This window comes from Pseudomonas kermanshahensis (assembly GCF_014269205.2).
Lineage (GTDB): Bacteria > Pseudomonadota > Gammaproteobacteria > Pseudomonadales > Pseudomonadaceae > Aquipseudomonas > Aquipseudomonas kermanshahensis.
In genome coordinates this window covers 780,374-798,429 of the sequence record NZ_JABWRY020000001.1, presented here as the reverse complement: position 1 = coordinate 798,429, position 18,056 = coordinate 780,374, and the positions used below count along the sequence as shown (strand labels likewise).

The 18,056-nt window shown below is 64.0% G+C and carries 17 protein-coding genes; 2 read left to right on the top strand and 15 right to left on the bottom strand.

From position 1 onward, the window contains the following. Positions 1-255 precede the first annotated feature (255 nt). The gene (locus tag HU764_RS03690; protein ID WP_027595759.1) at positions 256-669 is read left to right on the top strand and encodes a DUF4398 domain-containing protein; all 414 of its coding nucleotides are present in this window, start codon (positions 256-258) and stop codon (positions 667-669) included. Positions 670-719: 50 nt separating this feature from the next. Further along, complete coding sequence (gene lptF, locus HU764_RS03685) at positions 720-1,508, top strand: lipotoxin F family OmpA-related lipoprotein LptF (RefSeq protein WP_085272731.1); 789 nt, start codon at positions 720-722, stop codon at positions 1,506-1,508. 264 nt (positions 1,509-1,772) lie between these two features. Here the strand turns inward: lptF and HU764_RS03680 are convergent, their stop codons facing one another. The 15 genes from HU764_RS03680 to HU764_RS03610 all read right to left on the bottom strand — a co-directional run bounded on the left by HU764_RS03680 (position 1,773) and on the right by HU764_RS03610 (position 18,014). Then, on the bottom strand, positions 1,773-2,099 hold the full coding sequence (locus HU764_RS03680; RefSeq protein ID WP_027595755.1) for a PA3694 family proteiin: 327 nt from the start codon (positions 2,097-2,099) through the stop codon (positions 1,773-1,775). Further along, on the bottom strand, positions 2,096-3,019 hold the full coding sequence (locus HU764_RS03675; RefSeq protein WP_099453106.1) for an alpha/beta hydrolase: 924 nt from the start codon (positions 3,017-3,019) through the stop codon (positions 2,096-2,098). Before HU764_RS03675 ends, HU764_RS03680 begins: the two co-directional genes overlap by 4 nt. Then, on the bottom strand, positions 2,991-4,268 hold the full coding sequence (locus HU764_RS03670; protein WP_027595753.1) for a flavohemoglobin expression-modulating QEGLA motif protein: 1,278 nt from the start codon (positions 4,266-4,268) through the stop codon (positions 2,991-2,993). The genes HU764_RS03675 and HU764_RS03670 overlap by 29 nt, the downstream gene beginning before the upstream one ends. Positions 4,269-4,440: 172 nt before the next feature. Then, positions 4,441-4,989, bottom strand: a complete 549-nt coding sequence (locus tag HU764_RS03665) for a hypothetical protein (protein ID WP_027595752.1) — start codon at positions 4,987-4,989, stop codon at positions 4,441-4,443. A 29-nt stretch (positions 4,990-5,018) separates the two neighbouring features. Next, the gene (locus tag HU764_RS03660) at positions 5,019-5,723 is read right to left on the bottom strand and encodes a TetR/AcrR family transcriptional regulator (RefSeq protein ID WP_027595751.1); all 705 of its coding nucleotides are present in this window, start codon (positions 5,721-5,723) and stop codon (positions 5,019-5,021) included. A 200-nt stretch (positions 5,724-5,923) separates the two neighbouring features. Further along, positions 5,924-7,426, bottom strand: a complete 1,503-nt coding sequence (gene lysS, locus HU764_RS03655) for a lysine--tRNA ligase (protein WP_027595750.1) — start codon at positions 7,424-7,426, stop codon at positions 5,924-5,926. A 93-nt stretch (positions 7,427-7,519) separates the two neighbouring features. Then, a protein-coding gene (gene prfB / locus HU764_RS03650; RefSeq protein WP_097151322.1) for a peptide chain release factor 2 occupies positions 7,520-8,615 on the bottom strand; the annotation gives its coding sequence in 2 pieces (ribosomal slippage) (positions 7,520-8,542 and positions 8,544-8,615; 1,095 coding nt in all). Positions 8,616-8,742: 127 nt separating this feature from the next. After that, a complete protein-coding gene (gene wspR, locus HU764_RS03645; RefSeq protein WP_085272729.1) occupies positions 8,743-9,747 on the bottom strand; it encodes a Wsp signal transduction system regulator diguanylate cyclase WspR in 1,005 nt (334 codons plus the stop codon). 51 nt (positions 9,748-9,798) lie between these two features. Then, positions 9,799-10,812: a Wsp signal transduction system protein-glutamate methylesterase WspF gene (gene wspF, locus HU764_RS03640; protein ID WP_027595747.1), complete on the bottom strand. Its 1,014-nt coding sequence runs from the start codon at positions 10,810-10,812 to the stop codon at positions 9,799-9,801. Continuing rightward, on the bottom strand, positions 10,809-13,112 hold the full coding sequence (locus HU764_RS03635) for a hybrid sensor histidine kinase/response regulator (protein ID WP_186702948.1): 2,304 nt from the start codon (positions 13,110-13,112) through the stop codon (positions 10,809-10,811). The genes wspF and HU764_RS03635 overlap by 4 nt, the downstream gene beginning before the upstream one ends. After that, positions 13,109-13,774, bottom strand: coding sequence for a chemotaxis protein CheW (locus HU764_RS03630; protein WP_085272727.1), 666 nt, complete (start codon positions 13,772-13,774; stop codon positions 13,109-13,111). Before HU764_RS03630 ends, HU764_RS03635 begins: the two co-directional genes overlap by 4 nt. Beyond that, positions 13,771-15,045 carry a CheR family methyltransferase gene (locus HU764_RS03625; protein ID WP_186702947.1) on the bottom strand — a complete coding sequence of 425 codons (1,275 nt, stop codon included), beginning with the start codon at positions 15,043-15,045 and terminating at the stop codon, positions 13,771-13,773. Before HU764_RS03625 ends, HU764_RS03630 begins: the two co-directional genes overlap by 4 nt. Further along, entirely contained in the window at positions 15,042-15,560 is a 519-nt protein-coding gene (locus HU764_RS03620; protein WP_186702946.1) for a chemotaxis protein CheW, read from the bottom strand. Before HU764_RS03620 ends, HU764_RS03625 begins: the two co-directional genes overlap by 4 nt. Before the next feature lie 5 nt (positions 15,561-15,565). Further along, positions 15,566-17,188: a methyl-accepting chemotaxis protein gene (locus HU764_RS03615; RefSeq protein WP_186675885.1), complete on the bottom strand. Its 1,623-nt coding sequence runs from the start codon at positions 17,186-17,188 to the stop codon at positions 15,566-15,568. Positions 17,189-17,315: 127 nt separating this feature from the next. After that, positions 17,316-18,014, bottom strand: a complete 699-nt coding sequence (locus HU764_RS03610; RefSeq protein WP_085272725.1) for a tellurite resistance TerB family protein — start codon at positions 18,012-18,014, stop codon at positions 17,316-17,318. Between the last annotated feature and the right edge of the window lie 42 nt (positions 18,015-18,056).

The window sequence follows — 18,056 nt, the reverse complement described above, 5'->3', positions numbered from 1 at the left end:
GGCCTGCAAGGCCCGGAATACCCCGCCTGAACGTGAAAGTTCCGCACAAAACTCACTGACTGATCAGTCAGAAAAACTTACCCGTTTAAGGGATTTTTTTCTGAACCATTCGAAAAACGCCTGAGTCCGAGCAATTAGCCATCACGCTAAAACCCTGCACACTGCCCTCGTGCACCGTTCAGCTGAAGCGCACGGTAACTGTCAGGGATTCAGCGATGGACTGCTACGGACATCGTCGTTATCAGGAGTGATCCAATGGAGCTGACCACCATGAAGACCCGCACTTTCAAACCGTCATCCACTCATGTGCGCGGGTTCAAGCTGGCCGCGCTGGCCCTGGGCAGTAGCCTGGTCCTGGCCGGCTGTGCGGGCAACCCGCCCACCGAGCAGTATGCCGTTACCCAGTCTGCCGTGAACTCTGCGGTCAGTGCCGGCGGCACCGAGTTCGCCGCGGTGGAAATGAAAGCGGCGCAGGACAAGTTCAAGCAAGCCGAAATCGCCATGCACGACAAAAAGTACGACGACGCCAAGCGTCTGGCCGAACAAGCCGAATGGGACGCCCGCCTCGCCGAACGCAAGGCTCAGGCGGCCAAGGCCCAGAAGGCCGTGCAGGATGCCCGCCAGGGCGTTCAGGACGTACGTGAGGAAGGCCTGCGCAGCGCTCAGTGAGCCCTGCCCCGCCACCCTTAGCCTTCGCACTCGATCAAAGGATGAACACTATGCGCAAACACGTCATGATTCCCGCCCTGCTGGCCCTGAGCGTCGGTCTTGCAGCCTGCTCGCACGACCCGAACGCCAACCTTGAATCGGCCCGCACCAACTTCTCTGCGCTGCAAAGCGACCCGCAGGCGAGCAAAGTCGCGGCGCTGGAAACCAAAGATGCTCAGGATTGGCTGAACAAAGCTGACAAGGCCTACATGGACCGCGAGGACCAGAAAAAGGTCGACCAGCTCGCCTACCTGACCAACCAGCGTGTCGAAGTCGCCAAGCAGACCATTGCCCTGCGTACGGCTGAAGGCGAACTGAAAAACGCCTCCGCCCAGCGCGCCCAGGCCAAGCTGGATGCCCGCGACGCGCAAATCGCCAAGCTGCAGGACAGCCTGAATGCCAAGCAGACCGACCGCGGTACGCTGGTCACCTTCGGCGACGTGCTGTTCGACTTCAACAAGGCCGTACTCAAGAGCAATGCCTACCCCAACGTGACCAAGCTGGCCCAGTTCCTCCAAGAGAACCCGGAACGCAAGGTCATCGTAGAGGGCTACACCGACAGCGTCGGCTCGGCCAACTACAACCAGAGCCTCTCCGAGCGTCGCGCCGGCGCCGTGCGCATGGCGCTGATCCGTGCTGGCGTAGACCCAGCGCGAATCGTCGCCCAGGGTTACGGCAAGGAGTACCCGGTGGCTGACAACGGCAGCAACTCGGGCCGTGCGCAGAACCGTCGCGTGGAGGTGACCATCTCCAATGACAACCAGCCGGTTGCACCGCGTTCGGTGAGCCAGGCGCAGTAAGGCTGGCAGGTAGGACGAAAAGCCCCGCTGTCTAAGCGGAATGCTATTCACTTACGTTATCCATCGCCTGTATTGGGGCCGCTTTGCGGCCCATCGCGGCACAAGGCCGCTCCCACAATGTTCGCGCATGCTCTGTAAATAGGGGCATAACGCGGTCGGTGTGGGAGCGGCCTTGTGCCGCGATGGGCCGCAGAGCGGCCCCGGCATTCTTAAGGCTTTTTATTGGGCGAGAGGTGCATGGCATAGCCCTCCAGCCATATACCCTCACTGCACCTGCTGCGGCGTCTCTTCCCCCATGCAGCGCACCGCACGTTTGCGGTTATCGACCAACACGCCGGTCAGGCCTTTCTGTTGGGTATCGAACAACACCAGCACACCGTCCACGCACTGGGCCACCTGGGGTGCAGGGTCGAGGGAGGCTTTGTAGTCTTCGCCCGGCAGGGTCTTGAGCATGGTGAAATCCTGCAGCAACAGGGCATCTTCAGGCTTGGCGAAATGCAGGTAACCGTAGTACCACAAAGCCCCCACCGTCACGATGATGCTGCCGACGCCGGTCAGGATCAGCGGGATGGCGTTGCGTTCTTCACTCATTGCTTGTTCTTCTCGTCAGGGTAATTGGGCACTTCGGCAAGCCGCCGCAGGCCGTTGAAATGACTCGGGTCGTCGAGGAAGCGCAGCATCACCTGGCGCCATACCGGGTCGGCGAAGGTCTGTACATGGCCCCCTCGGGTCAACTGCAGCACCCGCGGCGGCGGCGCGTGCTGGTACAGGCGGATGCCGTTGTCCAGCGGCACCAGGTGGTCGTCGATGCTGTGGAAGAACAGCTTCGGCGGGCTGTCCAGGCGCTCGATCGAACGGATCGCGCTGTCGCCGTCCGGCACCAGCCACGACAGCGGCACCTGCAGCGGCCAGGTCATCCATGAAGTGCTCAAGGCAAACCGCCCGACCGCACGGTAGCTGGCTGGCACACCATCGAACACCAGCGCGCTGAAGCGCTGGCGCTGCTCAGGGTGGGCCGCCAGGTAATGAATGGCCATGGCGCCGCCCAGGCTCTGCCCCAGCAGCACCACCGGCTTGCCCTTGACCTCGGGCGCCTTGTCCAGCCAGGCCATGGCCGCCGCGAGGTCTTCATAGACCTCGGGCAAACTCGGTTTGCCCTGGGACAACCCATAGCCCCGGTAATCGACCATCAGCACCTGGTAGCCCTGCTCCGGCAGCCAGTAGCTGCCGCCCAGATGGCCGGCCAGGTTGCCGCCGTTGCCGTGCAGGTGCAACACGGTGCCCTTGACCTCGACCCCGGCCTTGGCCGGTAGCCACCAACCATGCAGGCGTACGCCATCCGAAGTGGTCAAGGTGACGTCACGGTAGTCGAGCTTGGCCCGCTCCGGGGTGAACGGTTGGCCGCGCTCGGGGTAGAACAGCAGGCTGCTGCAACCGCTCAGGCCCAACAGGAGCACGCCAAGGGCCAGCAGGCGGCAGCGTTCAGAGAATGTTCGCGTAGTCGGCTTCAATGCGATCCAGGCTCAGGTGGTTGAGGAAGTTGGAGAAGCACATCCAGGCCGACAGTGCGTTGAGGTCACGGAACTGTTCGGGCAAGTACTTGGGCGGTTCGACCAGCCCCTCCTCGACCAGTTGGCGCAAGGTGCGCATGTCTTCCAGCGTGGTCTTGCCGCAGAACAGCAGCGGGATCTGCTCAAGCTTGCCCTTCTTCACGGCCAACTGAATGTAGTTGTAAACCATGATGAAGCCCTTGAGGTAGGACAAGTCCTTGGTGAATGGCAAGCCATTGGGCACCGAGCCGCGGAACACTCGGCTGGCATTGCTGTAGCTCTGCGCCATTTCAAAGCCCTGGGCTCGGAAAAATTCGAACACCTGGAGGAAGTCGGCGCCCTCCTCGACCATGTGGATGGCGCGTGTACGGTTGGTGAGCTTGCGCAGCCGGCTGGGGTAAGAGGCGAAGGCAATCACCTCCATGAGGATCGCCAGCCCCTCCTGGGTCACCGTCGATGAGGGTGGGCCCTTGGCCAGGAAGGTGCAGATCGGCTGGTTCAGGCCGTTCAGCGTGGTCCCCACATGCACCAGGCCTTCATGCACCTCCAGCGCACGCACGTCGCGGCTGTTGAACATGGCATCGGCACGTACCTTGATGTAGTCGGCACCGGCCGCCGCATCGGCGACGATACCGTCGGATTCGAACACGCGGATGGTTTCCTCGGCCTCGCCGAACACCTTGTTCAGGCGGCGCTGGAGGATGTCCACGGCCTCTTTGGCGGTGAGGTTCTTTGGCTCGTCCTTGAGGTCGCCGCGGCCATCGATGTTGTTCAGGTAGTCCGACAGCATCAGGCCCAGGTCGGCCAGGGTTGGGTCACCGGCGTGGAAGGCGTCGGACGCCGCCCCGTACAGCTCCTGCGAGATCAGCCCGAAGTCCTCGGTGCCGCGCGCCTCGAGCATGCGCACCACCATGCGGTATTCCTTGCACATGCGCCGCATGATCTGCCCGACCGGGTTGAACTGCCCGAGCCGGCGAGTGATGTCACGTTCGATGTTCTGGAATTCGGCCTTGACCGCGCTGGAGTCGAACGACAGCGGCCGCGACTGGTAATAGGCGCGGTCTACCGCAGGTGGCTCTTTGCCCTTGGCCTTGAGGAAGCCGTGGCGGATGTTGTCGTCCCATTTCACCGCATCGAGTACGCGGATGGGGGTCTGCGCCGCAACGATGCGGTCTGACAGCGCGCGTATGGTCTGCTGGTACTCGTCCACCGGGGACTCCTTATCTGCCTCGGCCTCGGTCCCTGTAGGAGCAGCCTTGTGCTGCGAAGAGGCCTTTATCGGCAACAAATATCTGTTGTCTCACCGGCCCTTTCGCAGCACAAGGCTGCTCCTACCGGGATCACATTGCAGTTTCACACCCTGAAAAGGACGGCAGAGGTCATTACTTGCCGGAGCGCTGGAAGCGTGCCACCTCAACGAACAGGTCGGAGTTGGCTGGGTCGTCCAGGTAGGCCAGCACCCGCGCCGAGGGGCTGTCGATGAGCACGCCCTCGCCGTTGTCTTCCGGCACTTCGGTGTTGCGCCCGGTCAGCTCTTTGTTTTTCACGGCCTGCTGCACCTGCTCGACATCGAGGTTGTACACCACCAGTTCCTTGCCATCGACGACTTCAAAACCGCCAATCAGGAAATTGCCACCCAGGCGCTTGGGCACGCCGGCCGAGAGGTACCAGCGGTTGCCGTGGCGCGAGACGGTGAAGACGTACTCTTCGGGGGCTTTGCCCTTGGCCGTGGCCACCGCCTTGTAGGCATCGCCGCCACTGCGGCTGATCGACAGCTTCAGCGGTTCACCCCAGGCGTCCTTGCTGCTCCACTTGCCGAGCAGGGCCTTGGGTGCGGCCTGGTTGCTCGGCAAGGGCTCATGGAAGGTCACCAGACAACCGCCCAGCAGCAGGAATGACAGCGTCAACAGCACCACACGCCAGGCTTTCATCAGGTTCTCCTTGAAAATAAGGTCTCAGCTCAGGCCGATGCCAACACCAGGTGCAGGTAACGGGTAAGCATAGCGAGCATCTGCCCATCGGCTTGCGCGTTCGCATCCTTGAGCAGGCCCTGATATTCCATCTGCTCGATAATCGCCGTCAACATTTGGGCGTCTTGTTCCGGTTGCCGTGAGCCGACCACCTGCAGCAATTGCCGGGTGCCGTGCAGCAGAATCTGGTCGTGGGCGCACACCAGCTCGGCCAAACGCGGGCACAGCAGTGCCTCCTGGCGGAAGGCCTGCTCGGCCATCAGAAAGTCGCGCCGGTTGAGCAACTGACGCGACACATAGTCAGCGGTCATGCTTGCCACTTCGTCGGCCAGCCGCGCTCGCGCCTGCGGGCTGCCATCGCCCTGGGCGAGCATCTGGCGCAGCACCACCTCGGTGTTGGCCCAGAGCTTGGCCATGTAGGCGGCGCTGCGCTCGACGTACTGGGCGAAGGTATCGGTGAGCAGGTCCTCGATGTCCTTGAAGTAATAGGTGGTGGCCGACAATGGCACACCCGCCTCGGCGGCCACGGCACGGTGGCGCACACCGCGCACACCATCGCGCACGACGATGCGCATGGCGGCGTCGAGGATCAGCTGGCGGCGCTGCTCGCTGCCTTGGCGGGCGGTCTTGCGGCCCTGGTACTGCACACTTTCGGCGACGGCGGTGGCGATGCCGGCGGCGCCTTGCTCGGCGATTGCGGGGGTCACGGGGTTACCTCACGGACGGTGTGTTGGCTGTACCGGCCCCTTCGCGGGCAAGCCCGCTCCCACAGGTATCGCGCCTGAGGGCAGTGCAATACCTGTGGGAGCGGGCTTGCCCGCGAAGGGGCCGGTGCAGACAACATAAGGCTTCAGGCAAGAAAAAGCCGCCCCTAGAGGCGGCTTTCTCAGATCACTCAGGCCTGCGGACGCATATGTGGGAACAGGATCACATCGCGAATCGACGGCGAGTTGGTCAGCAGCATCACCAGGCGGTCGATGCCGATGCCTTCACCGGCGGTTGGCGGCATGCCGTATTCCAGGGCGCGGACGAAGTCGGCATCGTAGTGCATGGCTTCGTCGTCACCAGCATCCTTCTCGGCCACCTGGGCCAGGAAGCGCTCAGCCTGGTCTTCGGCATCGTTCAGCTCGGAGTAGGCGTTGGCGATTTCGCGGCCACCGATGAACAGCTCGAAGCGGTCGGTCACGGCCGGGTTGTCGTCGTTGCGACGGGCCAGCGGCGACACTTCGAACGGGTACTCGGTGATGAAGTGCGGCTGCTCCAGCTTGTGCTCGACCAACTCTTCGAAAATCATCACTTGCAGCTTGCCCAGGCCTTCGTGGCCCAGCACCTTGGCACCGGCCTTTTTGGCGATGTCACGGGCACGGTCGACGTCTTGCAGGTCGGCAGCGGTCAGCTCAGGGTTGTACTTGAGGATCGAGTCGAACACCGACAGGCGCACGAACGGCTCGCCGAAGTGGAACACCTTGTCGCCGTACGGCACGTCGGTGCTGCCCAGCACCAGCTGCGCCAGCTCGCGGAACAGCTCTTCGGTGAGGTCCATGTTGTCGGTGTAGTCAGCGTAGGCCTGGTAGAACTCGAGCATGGTGAACTCGGGGTTGTGCCGGGTCGAAACGCCTTCGTTACGGAAGTTACGGTTGATCTCGAAGACTTTCTCGAAACCACCGACTACCAGACGCTTGAGGTACAGCTCCGGCGCAATGCGCAGGAACATGGCCATGTCCAGGGCGTTGTGGTGGGTTTCGAACGGCTTGGCCGCGGCGCCGCCTGGGATGGTCTGCAGCATCGGCGTCTCGACTTCGAGGAAGTCGCGCTCGATCAGGAACTTGCGGATGTGCGAAATCACCTGGGAGCGAACACGGAAGGTGTGGCGGGTTTCTTCGTTGACCATCAGGTCGACGTAACGCTGACGGTAGCGCTGCTCGGTGTCGGTCAGGCCATGGTGCTTGTCGGGCAGCGGGCGCAGCGACTTGGTCAGCAGGCGCACGTTGGTCATCTCGACGTACAGGTCACCTTTGCCGGAGCGGGCCAGCGTGCCCTCGGCGCTGATGATGTCGCCCAGGTCCCAGGTCTTGACGGCGGCCAGGGTTTCTTCCGGCAGGGTCTTGCGGTTGACGTAAACCTGGATGCGGCCAGTCATGTCCTGGATGACCATGAACGAGCCACGGTTGAGCATGATGCGCCCGGCAACCTTGACCGGAATCGCTGCAGCTTCCAGTTCTTCCTTGGTCTTGTCGGCATACTGCTTCTGCAGGTCGTTGCAGTAGCTGTCGCGACGGAAGTCATTGGGGAAGGCATTGCCCTTGGCGCGCTCTGCGGCAAGTTTTTCCTTGCGCAGGGCGATCAGGGCGTTTTCTTCCTGTTGCAGGTCTTGCGGTGCGCTATTGAGGTCGCTCATGTCGTCATTCTTTCCATCAGGTATTCGTTGCCCTTTTCGGGCAGGGCACGCGATGCCGGCGGGTAGCCAGGCATCGCGGCAGTGGTGTGCGGCTTACAGCCCTTGCTTGAGGCTCGCTTCCAGGTACTGGTCGAGGTCGCCGTCCAGCACCTTCTGGCAGTCGCTGCGCTCAACGCCGGTCCGCAAGTCCTTGATGCGCGAGTCATCCAGTACGTAGGAGCGGATCTGGTGGCCCCAACCGATGTCCGACTTGCTGTCTTCCAGCGCCTGGGAAGCGGCGTTGCGCTTCTGCATCTCCAGCTCGTACAACTTGGCCCGCAGCATTTTCATGGCGGTGTCTTTGTTGGCGTGCTGGGAACGTTCGTTCTGGCAGGCCACCACGGTGTTGGTCGGCACGTGGGTAATACGCACCGCGGAGTCGGTGGTGTTTACGTGCTGACCACCAGCGCCCGAAGAGCGGTAGGTGTCGACGCGCAGGTCGGACGGGTTGATGTCGATTTCGACCTTGTCGTCGATCTCGGGCGACACGAACACCGCCGAGAACGAGGTGTGGCGACGGGCGCCGGAGTCGAACGGGCTTTTACGAACCAGGCGGTGCACGCCGATTTCGGTGCGCAACCAGCCGAAGGCATATTCGCCCTTGATGTGCACGGTGGCGCCCTTGATGCCGGCGACTTCACCTTCGGAGAGCTCGATGATGGTGGCGTCGAAACCACGCTTGTCGGCCCAGCGCAGGTACATGCGCAGCAGGATGTTGGCCCAGTCCTGCGCTTCGGTACCGCCGGAGCCGGCCTGGATGTCCAGGTAGGCGTTGTTCATGTCCATCTCGCCGCTGAACATGCGACGGAACTCAAGCTGGGCCAGTTTTTCTTCCAGGCCTTCCAGCTCGGTCACGACGTCGCCGACGGCGCTTTCGTCCTCTTCCTCGACGGCCATGTCGAGCAGGTCCTTGCAGTCGGCCAGGCCGTTGGCCATCTTGTCCAACGTCTCGACGACCTGTACCAGCATGGCACGTTCGCGGCCCAGGGCCTGGGCATACTCAGGCTTGTTCCAGACGGCCGGGTCTTCCAGCTCGCGGTTGACTTCGATCAGGCGGTCATGCTTTTGATCGTAGTCAAAGATACCCCCGAATTGACTGGGAACGCTCGGTGAGGTCCTTGATGGTGTTCAGGATCGGTTGGATTTCCATGGGCGACGGCTCTCGTGCGAATTCGGTGAAAAGCCTGCGAGTATAACCGAGTCCAACGCATGGCGGCAGACCCGCCGGGCGGTACCCTGCACCCGGCACTACGAAGCACTACGCCGCAGCCGCAACCTCAAGCGATACCCACCTGGTTACGCCCCCCATTCTTGGCCAGGTACAGCCCCTTGTCGGCCGCCGAAATCAACTGCCGGCAATGCCCGCCCACCGCCGGTGTCTGGGTCGCCAGGCCAATGCTCACCGTCAACCGCGAATCCGCCGCTGGCGCCGTGTGCGGAATGCCCAGCGCCAACACCGTCTGGCGCAGTTTCTCGGCAATCAGCCGCGCCCCGCCTGGGGACGTATTGGGCAACACCAGGGCAAACTCCTCGCCCCCATAACGCGCCGGCAGATCCGTCGGCCGCGAGCACGAGCCGCGGATCGCCTCGGCCACTTGGCGCAACGCCTCATCACCCGCCAAATGCCCGAAACTGTCGTTGTAGGCCTTGAAGTAGTCGACATCGATCATCAACAACGACAACTGCTGCTGCTCACGCATGGCCCGGCGCCATTCCAGCTCCAGGTATTCGTCGAAGTGACGCCGGTTGGACAGCCCGGTCAGGCCATCGGAGTTCATCAACCGTTGCAGCATCAGGTTGGAATCGAGCAACTGCTGCTGGCTGACCCGCAGGGCACGGTACGCCTCGTCACGCTGGAGCAACGTCAGGTAGGAACGCGAGTGGTAGCGAATGCGCGCCACCAGTTCGATGTTGTCCGGCAACTTGACCAGGTAGTCGTTGGCCCCGGCAGCGAACGCCGCGCTCTTCACCAGCGGGTCTTCCTTGGTCGACAGGACGATGATCGGGATATCCTGGGTAGCCGGGTTGTTGCGGTACTCACGCACCAGCGTCAGCCCATCCAGGCCCGGCATGATCAGGTCCTGCAGGATCACCGTCGGTTTGATGCGCATGGCCTGGGACACCGCCTGGTGCGGGTCGGCGCAGAAATGGAAGTCGATGTTGTCTTCATGGGCCAGGCCACGACGCACCGCCTCGCCGATCATTGCCTGATCGTCGACCAACAGCACCATCGCCGAGTTCTCGTTGGTGGTCGCGAAACCTTCGATCGGTAGATCATTCATGCCTATTCACCTGATCACCGCCGACCAGGCGGCGTGATTCAATACATATCGTCATTTTGCGAAGAATTCCATCAATCGCCCGGCGATTCGCTCCAGCGGGCGGATTTCCACCGCCGCGTCAATCGCCGCGGCGGCCTTGGGCATGCCGTATACGGCACTGCTGGCCTGATCCTGAGCGATGGTCAGGAAGCCCTGCTGGCGCATCTGTTTGAGGCCCTGGGCACCGTCGCGGCCCATGCCGGTGAGCAGCACACCCACCGCATCGCCGCTCCAGTAGCGTGCCACGCTCTCGAAGAACACATCGATCGAAGGCCGGTAGATTTCGTTGACGGGTTCGGCAGTGTAGGCCAGCTGACCATTTTGCAGCAGGCGGATATGGTGGTTGGTGCCCGCCAGCAGGACTTGCCCCGGCTGCGGCGGCTCGCCCTCGCGGGCCAGGCGCACCGGCAGGCCGGCAGCGCTGCTGAGCCATTCGGCCATGCCTGCGGCGAATACCTGGTCGACGTGCTGGACCAGCACGATGGCCGCCGGGAATGCCGGCGGCAAGCCCTTGAGCAGCACCTCGAGGGCGGCCGGGCCGCCGGCCGACGAACCGATTGCCACCAAGCCACGACGCTGGGATGCCTCGCGCAATGGCGTGGCAACCGGGCGCGCGGCCGGCGTGCGCTGCTGGCCTATCAGCCAGCCGATGTTGAGGATCTTGCGCAGCAGTGGCGCCGCTGCCTCACGGGCATCGCCCGCGCCCAGGGCCGGGGTATCGACCACATCCAGGGCGCCATGGCCCATGGCCTCGAACACCCGGTGCACGTTCTGCTTGCGGTCGACCGTGACGATGACGATGGCGCAGGGGGTCTCGGCCATGATCCGCCGCGTCGCCTCTACCCCATCCATCACCGGCATGATCAAGTCCATGAGGATCAGGTCTGGCTGCTGCTCGGCGCACCGCTGCACCGCCTCGGCGCCGTTGCCCGCCACCCAGATCACCTGGTGCGCGGGCTCGAAGGCCAGCGCACGGCGCAACGCCTCCACCGCCATGGGCATATCGTTGACGATGGCGATCTTCATCCCTGAGCACCTCCAATCAGCTCCACCACAGCATCCAGCAACGCATCGTCGTGGAAACTGGCCTTTGCCAAATAGTAGTCGGCGCCAGCGTCCAGACCACGCCGCCGGTCTTCCTCACGGTCCTTGTACGACACCACCATCACCGGCAACGATTGCAGGCGCTGGTCCCGGCGCACCAGGGTGACCAGCTCGATGCCATCCATGCGCGGCATATCGATGTCGGTGATCAGCAAGTCGAAGTCTTCGCCGCGCAGGGCATTCCAGCCGTCCATGCCATCCACCGCCACGGCCACTTCGTAACCGCGGTTACCCAACAGTTTGCGCTGCAGTTCGCGCACGGTGAGCGAGTCGTCGACCACCAGGATGCGTTTGCGCGCCAGGCCGCGGGTGCCACTGTTGCCCCGCTCGATGCGCTCCAGGCTGCCGGTACTGAGCAGTTTTTCCACCGAGCGCAGCAGGTCTTCGACGTCGACGATCAGCACCACCGAGCCATCGTCGAGCAACGCCCCGGAGGAGATGTCCTGGACCTTGCCCAGGCGCGGATCGAGGGGCATAACCACCAGCACCCGCTCCCCGATCAAGCGTTCTACGGCTACCCCGTAGAGTTGCTCGCGCTCTCGAATCACCACCACCCGCAGGCTGCTTTCATCGGCCTGCCCTGCCGGGCGATTGAGCAACTGGCTGGCCGCCACCAGGCCGATGTGCCGCCCTTCATGCCAAAAATGCTGACGCCCTTCGATCTGCACGATCTGCTCGGCAGTCACCTCCAGCGTACGTTCGATGTGCGCGAGCGGGAAGGCATACGCTTCGCCGCCCACTTCCACCACCAGGCTACGCACCACCGACAGCGTCAGCGGCACCTGCAGGTGGAAGCGGCAGCCCTGACCGGCCAGCTGGGTCAATTCGATCGACCCGCGCAGCTCGCGGATCATGTGTTGCACGGCGTCCAGGCCAACCCCGCGCCCCGACACCTCGGTCACCTTGTCGCGCAAGCTGAAGCCGGGCAAGAACAGGAACGTGATCAGCTCCGCCTCGCTCATCCGCGCCACGGTGTCGGCCGGCGACATGGCCCGTTCGACGATGGCGCTGCGCAGGCGCTCCAGGTCGATCCCGGCGCCATCGTCAATCAGCTCGAGGCTGAGCATGCCGGCCTGGTGCGAGGCACGCAGGCGAATCACGCCCTCCTGCGCCTTGCCTGCCAGCAGGCGCCGCTCTGGCAGTTCGATACCATGGTCGACCGCATTGCGCAGCAGGTGGGTCAGCGGCGCTTCGAGCTTTTCCAGCACATCGCGGTCGACTTGGGTTTTTTCGCCTTCGATGACCAAGCGCACCGGCTTGCCCAGAGACCGCCCAAGGTCACGGACCATGCGGCTCTGCCCGGCCAGAACGTCGGCAAAGGGCCGCATCCGGCAGGCCAGCGCCGTGTCATAGAGCAATTGCGCACGCTGGCTGGCCTGCCAGCCGAACTCGTCGAGGTCGGCGGCCTGCTGCTGCAGAATCTGCTGGGTCTCGACCAACAAGCGCTGGGTCTGGGCCAGGGCTTCGAGTACCTCGCTGCTCTGGCCACTGTCCTCCAGTTGCATGCGCAAACCATCGAGTGCCTGCATGCCTTGGCCATGCATGCGCTTGAGGCGCTGCAGGGTGGCCAGGTAAGGCTTGAGCCGCTGGGTCTCGACCAGCGACTTGCTGGACAGGTCGAGTAAGCTGTTGAGGCGGTCGGCCGTGACCCGCAGCACCCGCTCAGCGCCTTCGCCGGCGCGTTTACCGGCCTTGCGCCGTGGCGCGGGCTCAAGCTCGACGTCCACTTCCATGGGCTCGGGGGCCATCGGCAAGGGCTCGACAGGCAGGGTTGGCACGGGCGCTGTCGGCGACGGCATGGCCATCGCCATTGGCAGCGACGCTGGTGCCGCGCCCGGGTCCAGCAAGCTGGCCATCTGCGCAAGGAACACCGGCAGTGTCGCTTGGGCGCCCGCGTCGCCCGGCGTGGCGATGCGCATCAACAGGTCGGTCCCCTGCAGCAGCGCATCGATATGCTCGGCGCTCAACCGCAAGCGGCCTTCCTGCGCCGCCACCAGGCAGTCTTCCATCACGTGGGCCACGCTCACGCCAGCATCGACCCCGACAATACGTGCGGCCCCTTTCAGGGAGTGGGCCGCGCGCATGCAGGCTTCCAGTTGGTCGGCCTGGGTGGGGTTGCGCTCCAGCGCCATCAGGCCGGCGCTGAGTACCTGGGTCTGCGCCTCGGCTTCCAGGCTGAACAGCTCGAGCAACGATGCGTCGCGCATTTGCTCTGGGGTCATGACAGGCTCCGCTGCACCGCAGACAGTAAGTGTTGATCGTCCAGCACCCGCACACTGCGGCCGCGCCACTGCAGCACCGCCGCGGTAAAGTGGGTAACGTCCTGGCCACTGCCCAGCAGCGTCGGGTCAAGCCGGTGAATGCCGTCGATTTCCTCGACCGCCATCACCACCGGCCCCCCTTCGGCAGCCAGGATCAGCATGCGCGGCATCTCGCGGCCGCTGCGTTGCTGCCCAGCAGCCGGCTGCACACCCAGCAAGTCCGCCAGCGACAGGCACGGCACCAAGGCACCGCGCACGTTGGCGACGCCCTGCAGCATTCGGGAACGCTGGTGCGGCAGCGAATGCACCGCCTGCAAGGGGGCGATTTCAGCCAGGCAGGCGGTGGCCAAGGCCAGCCATTCTTCGCCGAGCCTGAACAGCAGCATGGAGCGGCCAACCGATTCCTCGGCCGCTGGCGCAACTGCGGCGTGGTCATCCTGCAGCAGGGCATAACGGTCGAGCAGGCGCGTGGCGGCAGCGGCATACACGTCACAGTTGCGGCAATGAATATGCCGCTCCAGCAGCGGGCACTGTTTGTCACCGTGCACGCCGATGCGGTTCCAGCAGTCGTCGATGCGCTCGTCGGCCTGCGCAAGCAGTTGCATCGCGGATTCACCCCTCATCGTTCAGGCTCCCGTCCCGCCCGTGCAGCACGCGCCTGCAAACGCTGAGCGCCTGCCAGGTCGCCCTGGGCCGCGAGCAAGGCCGCCAGGTGCACCAAGGCCTCGGGGTGCTGCGGCTCCAGGTACAGGGCCTTGCGATAGTGGGTAAGCGCCTGGCCGGCGTCGCCTTCGGTATCACTGAGCAAGCCCAGCCAGTAGTAAACCTGCGCCGTCGGCGCGAACTGGCTCAAGTAGCGCTGGCAGGCGGCACGCGCCTGCGCACTGGCGCCCGCGTTGGCATGCCGGGCAATGCTGGCCAGCAGTTCGGCTTCGTTCTCGCCTTTGCGTTCTGCCGGCAGTGGCGCCTTGGCAGTGAACGGAAGCGCTCGCAACGGCCGCGCCAATGACGGCGTCGGCGGCGGGTACACGGGCAGGGGCAAAGGCGGCAGCGCGCGCTTGGCTGGAGGCACGGGTAGTGCGCGGGCCGGTGCCACGGCGCCCTCCTGACGCACGTAGGCGAACGATTGAGCGATACCCAGCGGGCGCATGCCCAGCCGCGCCAGCAAGCTGCCTTCGGCAGGCCCGATAAACAGCACACCCTGCGGATGAGTCAGGCGCTTGAGCACCTCGAACACGCGCTGCTGGGTGGCCACGTCGAAATAAATCAACAGATTGCGACAGAACACGAAGTCGTACAGGCCATCGCGGCTGGCCAGGGCCGGGTCCAGCACATTACCCACTTGCAGGCTGACTTGCTGGCGCACGCGATCATGCAGGCGATGGCCGTCACCGAGCGCATCGAAAAAGCGCTCGCGAAACCCCAGGTCGCTGCCGCGAAACGCATTGCGGCCATAAACGGCCTGCTCACCCTTGGCCACCGAATTGGGGCTGATGTCGATGCCATCGATCACGAACGTGCCAGGGCCCATGCCACCATCGAGCAGCGCCATGGCCAGTGAATAAGGTTCTTCGCCGGTCGAGCACGGCAGGCTGAGCAGCCGCACCGGGCGGGCGCCGGCCAGTTCTGCCAGGCGCTTGTGGGCCAGCCCCACCAGGGCCGTGAAGGATTCCGGGTAACGGAAAAACCAGGTCTCGGGGACGATGACCGCCTCGATCAGGGCCTGTTGCTCGTCCGCCGACTGCTGCAGGCGCAGCCAGTAGTCGTCCAGGTCCACGGCGTTCACGGCACTGCAGCGCTGGCGCAAGGCACGCTCGACCATCGGCGCGCCTACCGACTCCACGTCCAGGCCGATGCGCTCGTGCAAATAGCGGAAGAAACGCTGTTCAATCATGTCGGCATTCCTGGCGCAGGGGCCCCGCGTTCATCGGCGAACAACAGCTCGCGCACGGCATCTGTCAGCAGGTCATCAACGGCGATGCGCTGCACCAAGCCCTGGGCATCCTGGCGCACAGGCCCGAGGTACGCTGCGTCGCCATTGTCCAGGCCATACGGCTGGAATTCTTCGGGGCGGCAACGCAAGGTCTCGGTGGCCTGTTCAAGGATCAGCCCAAGCTGCCAGTCGCCCCGGTAACGCACCAGCACCAAGCGAGTGCTGGTGCGTTGCGCCGCCGCCTGGCCAAAGCTCAGTGCCGACAGGTCGACCACCGGCACCAGTGCGCCGCGGTGCGCAAGGATGCCCGCGACCCACGACGGCGCCTGGGCAATCGGCTTGAGCGGCCGACGCGGCAACACCTCGATCACCTCGTGCACGTCCAGGGCAAACCGCTGGTCAGCGATGCGAAACTGCAGGTACAGCGTGCCCTTGGCGTCGCTTGCCTGCGCTGCGCGGGGTTGCAAGTCGTTCATGGTCGTCAGACTTTGAAGCGCGACACGCCGCCACGCAGGCCTGCTGCCACCTGGCTGAGCTCGTCAATGGCAAAACTGGCCTGGCGCAGCGACTCGACCGTCTGGGTACTGGCATCGCTCAGTTGGGCCAACGCCTGGTTGATCTGCTCGGCGCCGGTGGCCTGGGCCTGCATGCCCTCGTTGACCATCAGCACACGCGGCGCCAGGGCCTGCACCTGATGGATGATCTGGCTGAGCTGCTCGCCCACTTGCTGCACCTCGAACATGCCGCGGCGCACTTCTTCAGAGAACTTGTCCATGCCCATGACCCCGGCCGACACCGCCGACTGGATTTCGCGCACCATCTGCTCGATGTCGTAGGTGGCCACGGCCGTCTGGTCAGCCAGGCGGCGTACCTCGGTCGCCACCACGGCGAAGCCACGGCCATATTCGCCGGCTTTTTCCGCTTCGATGGCGGCATTGAGCGACAACAGGTTGGTCTGGTCGGCCACCTTGACGATGGTCACCACCATCTGGGTGATGTTGCTGGCCTTTTCGTTGAGGATGCCGAGCTTGGCATTGACCAGGTCGGCGGCGCCCATCACCTGGTGCATGGTTTCTTCCATGCGGGCCAAGCCTTGCTGGCCGGAGCCGGCCAGGCTGGAGGCCTGATCGGCGGCAGAGGTGACCTCGGTCATGGTGCGTACCAAGTCACGCGAGGTGGCGGCGATTTCCCGCGAGGTGGCGCCGATTTCGGTGGTGGTCGCGGCAGTCTCGGTGGCGGTAGCCTGCTGCTGCTTGGACGTGGCGGCGATCTCGGTCACCGAGGTGGTCACCTGCACCGATGACCGCTGGGCCTGGGACACCAGGTTGGCCAGCGCCTCGGCCATTTCGTTGAAGCCGCTTTCAATGGCGCCGAACTCGTCCTTGCGGTCCAGGCTCAGGCGCATGCTCAGGTCGCCTGAACGCAGCCTGTCGAGGGCGTGGACGATGCGCTGCATGGGGGCGCTGATGGCGCGCATCAGTAGCAACCCGCAGATCCCGGCGGCAACGATTGCCAGCAGCAGCGAAACCATCATGCTGCCCTTGGCCGTGCTCACGGCGCTGACGATATCTTGAGTGGCAGCGTCGGCCGAAGCTCGGTTGTTCTCGATGACTTCGTTCAGGTGCTTGCGACCATCAACCCATGTGGGGGTGAGTACCTCGATGATAAGCCGTTCAGCTTCGGCATAGTTGTGCTGGCGGTAGGTGTCCAGCACCTGGCCGACGATCTTGATGTAGTTCTGTTCCAGCTCCACGAAGCTGTCGAAGCGGGCCTGGTCGTCGCTGTCCTTGATGGTGTTCTGGTAACTGGCCATGTGTTGCTTGAGGCGGTCCTCGAAGCTCTTGAACAGTTCCATATCCGCCGAGGTGATTTCGCGGTGGTTGGACAGCCCTACCAGTTGCTGGCTGGTGACGTAGCTGTCGACCCAGGCACTGCGGATCATCGAGCTGTAGTAGACCCCGGGGATGCTGTCGGTCCCCACTGCCTCCTCGGCACTTTCGATCGCCACCAGCCGCGAGTAGGCGGCTACGATCATCAGCAGCATGATGGCGATGATCACGGCGAAACTTGCCAGGATCCGTTGGCGCAAGGTCCAGTTCTTCACATTCAGCCCTCAGGAATTCACAACGAGCGGGAAAAATCGCCGAAGTATAGCCCAGGCATCCTACGCTTTTGCGGCTGAAATGCGGGTATTCAGGCATCCTTGCCTGATGGACAAGCCAAGTCGCCTGCTATTGGCCTGCGGCGAGCCGCACCTGGCTCTCCAGTTCCTGGCGCAATGCCGGGTCCAGGCGCAGCTGCCGGGCGAGTTCGTCCAGGTAGGCGCGCTCCATGAAGTTTTCCTGATCGACCATCATGACACTGGCCAGGTACATCTCGGCGGCCATTTCCGGTGTTTGCGCAGCACGCGCCACTTCGGCCGGGTCCAGCGGTTTGTTCAGCTCGTCGTGCAGCCAATGTTGCAGTTCGCGGTCCGTGTCCAGGCGGGTGAACTCGCCTTCGATCAAGGCGCGCTCGCGCTCATCGATATGGCCATCGGACTTGGCCGCTGCCACCAGTGCGCGCAGCACCGCCTGGCTGTGCTGCTCGGCCTGGGCCGGTGGCAGGCGGTCGAGGGTTTGCGGCTCGGGCGCCTGCCCTGCCCCCGGCTGGCGCGCCTGCCAGTTGCCGTAGGCCTTGTAGGCCAGCACCCCGAGCGCAGCCAGGCCACCGTAGGTCAGGGCTTTGCCGCCATATTTGCGGGCCTTCTTGCTACCCAGCAACAGGCCCAGCGCCCCTGCCCCCAACGCGCCGCCACCCACGCCGGAGAGCAGGCCGCCAAGGCCACCGGCGCTGGTGCCAGGCTTGCCTGAGCCGCCTTTACCGGCCTGTTTTTCGAGCAGTTGCTGGCCGGACTTGAGCAGTTGGTCGAGCAGTCCGCGGGTGTTCATTCAGGTACCTCCAGACGTCGCAAAAGAATGGCCAGATTAAGC